9 protein-coding genes are annotated in these 9,667 nt (G+C 64.0%); 6 read left to right on the forward strand and 3 right to left on the reverse strand.

What is annotated here, in order from left to right:
* Positions 1-85: 85 nt before the first annotated feature.
* A complete protein-coding gene (locus C2134_RS06645; RefSeq protein WP_103318591.1) occupies positions 86-301 on the reverse strand; it encodes an HP1242/YdcH family protein in 216 nt (71 codons plus the stop codon).
* Positions 302-405: 104 nt separating this feature from the next.
* Positions 406-1,305, reverse strand: a complete 900-nt coding sequence (locus C2134_RS06650; RefSeq protein ID WP_103318676.1) for a prohibitin family protein — start codon at positions 1,303-1,305, stop codon at positions 406-408.
* Positions 1,306-1,536: 231 nt separating this feature from the next.
* On the opposite strand from C2134_RS06650, the gene hflK reads away from it, so the two are divergent.
* From hflK to C2134_RS06675, 5 genes are all read left to right on the forward strand, one after another.
* Positions 1,537-2,568 carry an FtsH protease activity modulator HflK gene (hflK, locus tag C2134_RS06655; RefSeq protein WP_103318593.1) on the forward strand — a complete coding sequence of 344 codons (1,032 nt, stop codon included), beginning with the start codon at positions 1,537-1,539 and terminating at the stop codon, positions 2,566-2,568.
* Positions 2,568-3,446, forward strand: a complete 879-nt coding sequence (hflC, locus tag C2134_RS06660) for a protease modulator HflC (RefSeq protein ID WP_103318595.1) — start codon at positions 2,568-2,570, stop codon at positions 3,444-3,446. Before hflK ends, hflC begins: the two co-directional genes overlap by 1 nt.
* A complete protein-coding gene (locus tag C2134_RS06665; RefSeq protein WP_103318597.1) occupies positions 3,443-4,696 on the forward strand; it encodes an NRAMP family divalent metal transporter in 1,254 nt (417 codons plus the stop codon). Before hflC ends, C2134_RS06665 begins: the two co-directional genes overlap by 4 nt.
* 9 nt (positions 4,697-4,705) lie before the next feature.
* On the forward strand, positions 4,706-5,794 hold the full coding sequence (locus C2134_RS06670) for a TerC family protein (RefSeq protein ID WP_103318599.1): 1,089 nt from the start codon (positions 4,706-4,708) through the stop codon (positions 5,792-5,794).
* Between the two features lie 478 nt (positions 5,795-6,272).
* Positions 6,273-8,660, forward strand: coding sequence for a chitinase C-terminal domain-containing protein (locus C2134_RS06675; RefSeq protein ID WP_103318600.1), 2,388 nt, complete (start codon positions 6,273-6,275; stop codon positions 8,658-8,660).
* On the opposite strand, the gene C2134_RS06680 is transcribed toward C2134_RS06675, so the two are convergent.
* On the reverse strand, positions 8,648-8,878 hold the full coding sequence (locus C2134_RS06680) for a hypothetical protein (RefSeq protein ID WP_103318602.1): 231 nt from the start codon (positions 8,876-8,878) through the stop codon (positions 8,648-8,650). The genes C2134_RS06675 and C2134_RS06680 overlap by 13 nt on opposite strands.
* A gap of 86 nt (positions 8,879-8,964) precedes the next feature.
* On the opposite strand from C2134_RS06680, the gene C2134_RS06685 reads away from it, so the two are divergent.
* Positions 8,965-9,667, forward strand: a 703-nt coding sequence (locus C2134_RS06685; protein ID WP_199179888.1) for an SgrR family transcriptional regulator, incomplete at its 3' end; no start/stop codon positions are given.

The following is a 9,667-nucleotide window of genomic DNA, read 5'->3' on the forward strand; positions in this document are numbered from 1 at the left end:
TTTTAGTTCTAACTGTTCTCATGTGCAGCAAAAAAGCCGAAACCAATGGTTTCGGCCTATACGACGCGGACAAGCGATGAGGCAATCAGGACGTATGCGACTTCAACAAGACGTACAACTCGTCCTTCAGCTTCAGCTTTTCTTTCTTCAGCACTTCAATTTCCTGCTGAGTAGCGGAAACAATCCGTTCTTCCATGTTCTTGATCTGCTGGTCCAGCTGGTTGTGCAGGTCGAACAGCTTGGCGAAACGGGCATCTTCTGTCTTCAGGCGAGAAATCAGATCGCGGTATTCGGGAAACATCAGCAGCCTCCTGGGTGGGGTGTCGGCGCTGGCCGCGCCGGCTCATGACCCCATGCTAAAGGCAAATCCTTGCTGGCCGCTTGACCTGCCTCAGCTAAAGCGCCTCATTTCTGCACGGCGGGCGCCGGAATATTCAGCAGCATGCCGCCGCCCTCCCCGCTGACCACGCCAGGCATCTGGCCATTCCATTTATCGATGTAGGCGCGCTGCAGCTTCAGCCTCTCCCAGGCCAGCAGCCTGTCGTCCAGCGACGAGGCCAGCGCGCGGTTGGCCGCTGCCTCGCCCTCGGCAATCGCCACCTTTTTCCTTGCCTCGGCCTGGGCCGCGCGCACTTCGTTTTCGGTGCGGATGGAGTCCTGGATCGCCTTGGTCTTGGCATTGACCGCGTTGGCCAGTTCCGGCGGCGGCCGGAGCGCCCCCACCAGGCCGAATTGCTGGATGGTCACGCCTATCGGCTGCGTGCGCCGGTTCAACTCCGCCGCCACGCGGTTCAGAAACTCTTCCTTCTTGACGCCGTTGATATCGTCAAAACTGTATTCGGAACCGATGGCCACCACGATATTGCGGGCGGTGTCTCGCAGATAGCCATGCGTCCAGTTGGAGATGTCGTCGGCGCGGAAACGGGTATAGAACTCCGGCACCTTGTCGGCGCGCAGCAGGTAGGACACCGCCACGTCTATCGCCACCGGCACCGAGTCCTTGGTATTGAAACTCAACTCCTCGTTAGCCGGACTGCCCTCGGTAGCCGACCGGGTCCATACCTCGCGCTGCACGAAGGTGGGGTACACCACCACCACGCTCTGGATGGGGTTGTAAAACACAAAGCCGGTGACCACGTTTTCCTTGCTGATGCCGCGGTCTACCAAACGGTTGATCTTGATGCCGGTATAGCCGGGATTGATCACGGTCCAGCTCAATATGGTCTTGTCCAATATATTGAACAATACGATCAAGCCCAGTGCGGCCACGCCAAGTTTCCACATCCATCCCTTCAACGCTTGCATGCCATCATCCCGATAAATGGGCAACGGTGCCGCCGGCGCCATCCGCCAGCCATCTGCCCACCACAGCATATGTCTTGCAAACAATTCAATGCAATATGGATAAGCTAGGTTTGCGATGGTTGCCGCCCGAACGCATCTGCAATGGGCTAAATTGGCAACAGATGTCATCCAAGCGGCATCGACTGCGTTAACCCGCTTAACAAGAAGGTCAAAACACCAGGATGCCCCTCCATGCCCAGCCAGTCCCCTCCCAGAGAAACCCACGCCGCGGATTCGACATTCGGCGCCATTCGCCAGCGCCTGGACTACACGCTGGCGTTGCTAGGCATGCGCGGCAAGGGGCTGGCGCTGTTATCCGGGATGGCCGCCATCGTCTGGCTGGCTTCGGGCATCTATCGCGTGCAGCCCGACGAGCAAGGCGTGGTGCAGCGCTTCGGCCACTGGACCGACACCACCTCGGCCGGCCTGCACTACCACCTGCCCTGGCCGATCGAAACCGTGCAGTTGCCCAAGGCCACCCAGATCAAGCAACTGAAGCTGGCCAATTTGTACGAAGGCTCGCCGCCGGACGCGGCCGACCCGCGCGAGAAACAGATGCTGACCGGCGATGAAAACATCGTCGAGGCCGATTGCGCGGTATTCTGGCGCATCAAGGACGCCGGCCAGTTCCTGTTCCGCACCAACAAGCCGGAAGAGGCGCTGCGCATCACCGCCGAAGGCGCCTTGCGCGAGGTGCTCTCGCACACCCCCATCCAGGCGGCGATGTCGAACCGCCGCCAACAGGTGGCCGAGGAGACCCGCGGCCTGATCCAGCAAAGGCTGGATGCCCAGCAAGCCGGCATCCTGATCACCCAGGTGCAGCTGCAGCGGGTGGACCCGCCGGCGGCGGTGATCGACGCCTTCAACGATGTGCAGCGCGCCCGCGCCGACCAGGAGCGCGCCCGCAACGAGGCCCAGGCCTACAGCAACGACATCCTGCCCAAGGCGCGCGGCGAGGCGGAACGCATCCGCCAGGAGGCCGAGGCCTATCGCAGCCAGGTGGTCAATCTGGCGCAGGGCGAGGCCAAACGTTTTGATTCGGTGTACCAGACCTACGCCCAAGCCAAGGATGTGACCGCCTGGCGCCTGTATCTGGAAAGCATGGACGAGATGCTGAAAAAGGCCAGCAAGGTGGTGATAGACGGCACCGGCAAGAACGGCGCCGGCGTGCTGCCGCTATTGCAGCTGCAGGACAAAGCCAAGGCCGGCAAGGAGAACCGCTGATGGACAAGCAATGGCGCGGGATAGGCTGGGTGGCGGGCATCGCCGCCGTATGGCTGGCCTTGTCGGCGCAATACACGTTGAACGAGGGGCAGAAGGCGCTAGTAGTGCGGTTGGGCGCGCCGGTCAACGTGGACGGCGAGCCGGGGCTGAAATTCAAGCTGCCGCTGATTGATAGCGTGCAGTATTACGATACCCGCCTGCAAATACTGGCGCCGCCGCCGGAGCAGATCATTCTGGGCGACGAGAAGCGGCTGGAAGTGGAAACCTATACCCGCTATCGCATCGCCGATACCCTGCGCTTCTATCAGGCGTTGCGAACCGAGGAGCAGGCGCGCGCGCAGCTGACGCAACTGGTCAGCACCTCGCTGCGGCGCGAGCTGGGCAAGGCGCCGCTGACCGACCTGCTGTCGCCGCGCCGCCGCAGCATTGTCGAACGCATCCAGCAGGAAGTGGTGGAACGCGCCCGGCCGATGGGCCTGGAAGTGACGGAAGTGCAACTGCACCGCGCCGACCTGCCCCTGGAAACCAGCCAGGCCATCTACGACCGCATGAAATCCGCCCGCCAACAGGAGGCGAAGGAATTGCGCGCCCAGGGCGCGGAATGGGCGCAGCAAATCCAGGCCAAGGCCGACCGCGACCGCACCGTGATCCTGTCCGAGGCGCAGCGCCTAAGCGCCATCACCCACGGCGAGGCCGACGCCGAGGCCGGCCGCATCCTGGCCCAGGCCTTCAGCCGCGATCCCAAGTTCTACAAGTTCTACCGCTCGCTGCAGACCTATCGCCAGTCGCTGGCGGACTCCGCGCCGGTGCTGGTGCTGTCGCCGGATTCGGCGCTGCTGCATGACCTGAAAAACGGCCCCGTGGGCGCCAAACCATGAGCGAAGCCAGCATGGCGCTGCCACCCAGCACACTACGCCGCTTGCGCCACCTGCTGGCGGCCGTCGGCCCCGGCCTGGTGGTGATGCTGGCCGACACCGAAACCGGCAGCGTGATCGCCGCCGCGCAGAGCGGCGCGCACTGGGGCTACCGCATGCTGCCGCTGCTCCTGCTGCTGATCCCCGTGCTGTACATGGCGCAGGAGCTGACGATACGGTTGGCGCTGGGCACCGGCAAGAGCTATGGCGAACTGGTGCGCCGGCGCTGGGGACGCCGCGCCGAACGGATTTCCGCAGCCCTGCTGCTGACCAGTTGCCTGGGGGCGCTGGCTACCCAACTGAGCGGCCTGGCCGGCATAGCCCAGATCTTCGGCATCCCGGTCTGGCACAGCATAGGGCTATTGTGCGCGCTGATTTTCATCATGGTGTGCACCGGCAGCTACCGCTCGGTGGAGCGCATCGCCATCGGCCTGGGCGTGTTCGAGCTGGCCTTCCTGGCCGAAGCGTGGCTGGCCCACCCCGCGCCAGGACAAATGCTGGCGCAGCTCAGCCAGCTGCCGCTGGCCAACCATGACTACCTGCTGCTCGCCGCCGCCAATATCGGCACCTGCATCATGCCGTGGACGCTGTGCTACCAACAGTCGGCCATGCTGGACAAAGGCCTGACGCTGGATGACCTGAAACCGGCGCGGCTGGATACGCTGCTCGGCGCCATTCTGTGCCAGGTCATCACCGCCGGCATACTGATCGCCGCCGCGGTGGCCTTCGGCAACGGCGCCGGCGGCGAAACCCTGGACACCATCCCGCAGATCGCCGGCGGCTTCACCCGCCTGCTCGGCCCCACCGGCGGCAAATTGCTGTTCGCGCTGGCCCTGTCCGGCGGCGCGCTGGTCGCCACCATCGTGGTTTGCCTCACCAGCGCCTGGACGCTGGGTGAGCTGGCTGGCAAACGCGAATCGCTGGAAAAGCACCCGCTGGAGGCGCCTTGGTTCTACGGCAGTTTCGCCGCCATGCTGATCGTCACCGGCGCGCTGGTGTCGTCCGGCGTGAATCTGGTCAAGCTGTCCATCGCCACCTCGGTGGCCAACGCGCTGCTGTTGCCGATCATGCTGGCAGGCCTGTACTGGCTGGCCTGCCGCGAGCTGCCGCCGGCGCTGCAGCTGAGCCGGCGCTACCGGCTGGCGCTGGCGCCGCTCTTGCTGCTGGTGGCCGGCTTCAGCCTGTACGCCGGCATCGTCGGCAGCCTGGGCTAAAGGATAAAAATGGAACCCGACAGCCTCGCCCATGCCTTTGGCCTGACCTTTCAGGTGTCCTTCCTCGACCTGATTCTCAGCGGCGACAACGCGCTGGTGATCGCGCTGGCCTGCCGCTCGCTGCCGCCGGCGCTGCGCCGCCGAGCCGTCATGTGGGGCACCGGCTTCGCCATCGCGCTGCGGCTTGTCTTGGCCGCGCTGACCGGCGTGCTGCTGATGGTTCCGATGCTGAAGCTGATCGGCGCCGTCATCCTGCTGGTCATCGCCATGCAGCTGCTGCTGGGCGAAACCGACGGCGACGATGGATCGCAACTAGCGGAACAGGCCGGGCACAGCCAGCAATTGTGGAATGCGGTGATGCTGGTGGTCGGCGCCGATCTGGCGCTGAGCCTGGACAATGTGGTGGCGCTGGCCGCCGCCGCGCAGGGCAGCGTGTGGTTTCTGCTATTCGGCCTGATGCTCAGCGTGCCCCTGCTGATGTACGGCAGCCTGTTGCTGGCGCGGCTGATGGACGACTACCCGCTGCTGATCCCCGCCGGCGCGGCGGTGCTGGGCTGGCTGGCCGGCAGCTTGGCGGTAAGCGATGCGCTGTGGGGAGACTGGGTCGCCACGCAGGCGCCGGCGCTGCAGTTGGTGGTGCCGTTGCTGGGCGCGGTGTTCGTGCTGCTGGAAAGCCGCATCATCCGCGAGCAACGCCCCAAGCTGCCACCCATGCCGCCATGGCGGCCGTTTGAACCGCTGACCCGCCGGCTGGCGCTGCTGGGAGAGGCGAACATTCAGCCACAAGCCGCCGCCGTTCCAGCCGCTGAAGCCTGTTTGGAGCCGGTGTCCCATGCCGCCATCGAGCCAACTCCGCCGCCGGCGGAAGCTCAATCCGCCCAGTTGGACATCGCCGCGCTGGCGGCGTCGGAAACCATCGCTGCGGAAAACGCCGACGCGGAGGACTTCAGCGCCAAAAATCGCCTCAGCCCTGCGCTGCGGCTCCTGGTCGGCGCGGCGGCGCTGATCGGCATCCTGGTTTTGCTGTGGCTGGGCTGGCACTTGCTGAGCCAGGGCCTGCTACCGACGCCTAAACACCCGATCAAACCAGCGCGCTGAACCTACCCGGCAAGGGCGCCGACACCGGCGCCCTTCAATACCGCTCACTCCCCTGCCCCTGCGCTGCGTCTGCCTGCCGTACGACTGCTTGCGTCGGCGCGCCTTGGCTCGCATGCTCTTCGCCGTTTGGCCTGCGGCGCAACTGGTATTAATGTGGATATAAGCATCACTAGTCCCCAAGCAGACTTCCATGCTTGCCGCCTCACACATCGCCCTGTCTTGCCGCGCCCCTGATCTATCGTCTGCCGCCTCGAACAAAGTCGTCCAAACCATCCAAACTGCTTGATAGATCTACATTCCATACCCGAGCGCCCATGCTGCGACGCAACGGTTGCCAGCCCATTCCCCATGCCAGGCCAGACTGTTAAAAAGTACAGGGGCATTCTCGATTTAGACCGGCTAGAGTCCATTTGTTAATACCACTTAAATACAAATTAGAACATCCGGTTTGGCGCCGTCTTAGACAAAGGAGAATAGAGTGAGCAAAACCCTAATGCTGGTAAAAAGCAGTCTGGCCGTCGGCGCCGTCGGTGGCGCCGCGCTACTGGCCGGACATGCCGCGCTGAGCGGCGGCGCGCCCTGGCCGCAGGCACAAGCAACCGGATCAGTGAAAACCGCTGACAACAGCTGTACCGATCCCGCCTGGAACGCCGCAACGGTTTACAACGGCGGGCAGCGCGTCAGCTACCAGAACCAAACCTGGCAAGCCAAATGGTGGACTCAGGGCAATACCCCGGCGGGCGGCGACGCCAGCCCGTGGTTGCTGATCGGACAGTGCGGCGGCGGCAATCCCAATCCGCCGCCCGACCCGCCGCTGGTGCAAGTGCCCGCCCCCACCGGCAACGCGCTGTGCCGGCCCGAAGCGCTGGCGCAGACCGCCAGCGTGGACGTGCCCTATTGCGCGGCCTACAAGCAGGGCGGCGCGGAACAGCTGGCCAACGGCAGCCGCCGCCGCATCATCGGCTACTTCACCAGCTGGCGCACCGGCAAGGACGGCAGCCCGGCCTATCTGGTCAACAACATCCCCTGGGGCAAGCTCACCCACATCAACTACGCCTTCGCCCATGTGGACGGCAACAACCAGCTGTCGGTCAACGACGGCGCGCCGGGCAACCCAGCCACCGACATGACCTGGCCGGGCGTGGCCGGCGCCGAGATGGACGCCAGCCTGCCGTATAAGGGCCACTTCAACCTGCTGACCCAGTACAAGCGCAAATTCCCGGGCGTGAAAACGCTGATCTCGGTGGGCGGCTGGGCGGAAACCGGCGGCTACTTCGACGCCAGCGGCAAGCGCGTGGCCAGCGGCGGCTTCTACAGCATGACGGTCAACGCCGACGGCAGCGTCAACCAAGGCGGCATCAATGCTTTTGCCGATTCCGCCGTCGCCTTCCTGCGCAAATACGGCTTTGACGGCGTGGACATCGACTTCGAATATCCGACCTCGATGAGCAACGCCGGCAATCCGCTGGACTGGAGCTTCTCCAACGCCCGCCTCGGCGCCTTGACCAAGGGCTACGTGGCGCTGCTGCAGACGCTGCGCGACCGGCTGGACCGCGCCGCCGCCCAGGACGGCCACTACTACCAGATCACCGCCGCGGTGCCGGCCTCCGGCTACCTGCTGCGCGGCATGGAAACCTTCCAGGGCCTGAAGTACCTGGACTTCGTCAACGTGATGTCGTATGACCTGCACGGCTCGTGGAATCGCTTCGTCGGCCCCAACGCCGCGCTGTACGACGACGGCAAGGATGCCGAACTGACGTTCTGGAACGTCTACGGCACCGCGCAGTACGGCAATATCGGCTATCTCAACACAGACTGGGCCTACCACTACTACCGCGGCGGCCTGCCGGCCTCTCGCGTCAATATGGGCGTGCCCTACTACACCCGCGGCTGGAAAAACGTGACCGGCGGCAGCAACGGCTTGTGGGGCAGCGCGGTGGGCAGCAACTGCCCGACCGGCCTCACCGAATGCGGCGATGGCGCAGTCGGCATAGACAATATCTGGCACGACCTGGACGACAAGGGCAAGGAGATCCCGGGCGGCTCCAACCCGATGTGGCACGCCAAGAACCTGGAAAAAGGCATCGCCGGCAGCTACCTCGCGTCCTACGGCATCGACGTCACCCAGCCGATCAACCAGCTCATCGGCACTTACCAGCGCAATTACAACGCCACCCTGGCCGCGCCGTGGCTGTGGAATGCCAGCAAGAACGTGTTCCTGTCCACCGAAGATGAGCAGTCCATCGCGCAGAAGGCCGCCTGGATCGACGCCAACAATATCGGCGGCGTGATGTTCTGGGAGCTGGCCGGCGACTACGACTGGAACGCGCAGCGCAACAACGGCCAGGGCGAGTACTACATCGGCAATACGCTGACCAACCTGCTGTACAACACCTTCAGCCAGCCGGCCAAGGTGAACGCGAAGCGCGCGGACGCCGCTCCCGCTCCGACCGCGGCCATTGATGTCGGCTTCAGCCTGGGCAACTTCGCGCTGGGCGACAACAACTATCCGATCAACCCCAAGCTCACCATCGTCAATCGTTCGCAAACCACCCTGCCAGGCGGCACCGAGTTCCAGTTCGACGTGCCGACCTCGGCGCCGGCCAATATCGCCGATCAATCCGGTTTCGGCCTCAAGGTGATCAACGTCGGTCATAGCGGCAGCAATATCGGCGGCCTGAAGGGCGATTTCAACCGCGTATCGGTGAAACTGCCCACTTGGCAGAACCTGGCGCCGGGACAGAGCGTGACGCTGGACGTGGTGTACTACCTGCCGATTTCCGGCCCCAGCCACTATACGGTGGGACTGAACGGCAAAACCTACGCCATCCGCGACGAAGCGCCGTATCTGCCTTACTTGCAGTAAGCCTTACCCGGCCCGCTAGACAGCGGGCCGGCATGTTTCCTCTCCAGTTCCTCACTTGCCGGCCGGGCCTCATCCCCGGCCGCTTTTTTTCCCGCCACCTCCTGCCACTGCATCACCTCGCTCAATTGCGCCATGGCCTCAGAGGGATCGATGCCGAACAAGCGGCGCTGCCGGCTCAGATATTGCGGAAAGAAATCTGACATCGGTTCGGTTTTCATGCTGGACTCCTTGCGTGGGAGACCGTATTGTCACGCCAATAACGTGAACAAAAAATTGCTGACTTTTTACTACAAATTTCCTCTTTATGAGCCATAACCGTCTGTTGCAACAATACAGCCGGCTGCACCGCGGCCTGGAAGGTCAAGCCTGCGCCGTGTCGCTGCAGCAGCTGGCCGACCTGCTGTGCTGCACCCGCCGCCACATGCGCAGCCTGCTGGCGCAGATGCAGGCGCTGGGCTGGCTGGAGTGGAACGCCCGCTCGGGACGCGGCCAGCGCTCGGAGCTGCGCTTTTTGCGCGATATCGGCCAACTGCAGCGACAGCAAGCCTCACAGTTGCTGGAACAAGGCAAGGTGGAGCAGGCCGTCTCCCTGCTCGGTGACGATCCGCAGCAGCTGGCGCCATTGCTGCTGTCGCGGTTGGGACGGCGCTGGAGCGAAGACCGCCAGGTGCTGGGCGTGCCCTACTACCGGCCGATGCCCAAGCTGCATCCCGGCACGCCGCTCAGGCGTTCCGAACGCCATCTGGTCAGCCAGATCTTCAACGGCCTGACCCGGCTGAATGAGGAAAAAGGGGAAATAGAGGGTGACTTGGCTCACCACTGGGAACCCTATTCTGATCTAGAGTGGCATTTCCATCTGCGGCCACGCGTGCGCTGGCATGATGGCCGCGAGCTGCGTCAGGACGACATCGCCGCCAGCGTGGCGCGGCTGCGCGCGCAGCCGCTGTTCGCCCATCTGCGCGGCGTGCGCCGCCTGTCGCCGCAAAGCATCGCGCTGGAGCTGTCGG

This window comes from Chromobacterium sinusclupearum (genome assembly GCF_002902845.1).
Taxonomy (GTDB): Bacteria; Pseudomonadota; Gammaproteobacteria; order Burkholderiales; family Chromobacteriaceae; genus Chromobacterium; species Chromobacterium sinusclupearum.

Bases quoted from the DNA above. Each gene is read 5' to 3' on its own strand.
- C2134_RS06645 (WP_103318591.1), bottom strand. From the start codon at position 301: ATGTTTCCCGAATACCGCGATCTGATTTCTCGCCTGAAGACAGAAGAT.
- C2134_RS06650 (WP_103318676.1), bottom strand. From the start codon at position 1,305: ATGCAAGCGTTGAAGGGATGGATGTGGAAACTTGGCGTGGCCGCACTG.
- hflK (WP_103318593.1), top strand. From the start codon at position 1,537: ATGCCCAGCCAGTCCCCTCCCAGAGAAACCCACGCCGCGGATTCGACA.
- hflC (WP_103318595.1), top strand. From the start codon at position 2,568: ATGGACAAGCAATGGCGCGGGATAGGCTGGGTGGCGGGCATCGCCGCC.
- C2134_RS06665 (WP_103318597.1), top strand. From the start codon at position 3,443: ATGAGCGAAGCCAGCATGGCGCTGCCACCCAGCACACTACGCCGCTTG.
- C2134_RS06670 (WP_103318599.1), top strand. From the start codon at position 4,706: ATGGAACCCGACAGCCTCGCCCATGCCTTTGGCCTGACCTTTCAGGTG.
- C2134_RS06680 (WP_103318602.1), bottom strand. From the start codon at position 8,878: ATGAAAACCGAACCGATGTCAGATTTCTTTCCGCAATATCTGAGCCGG.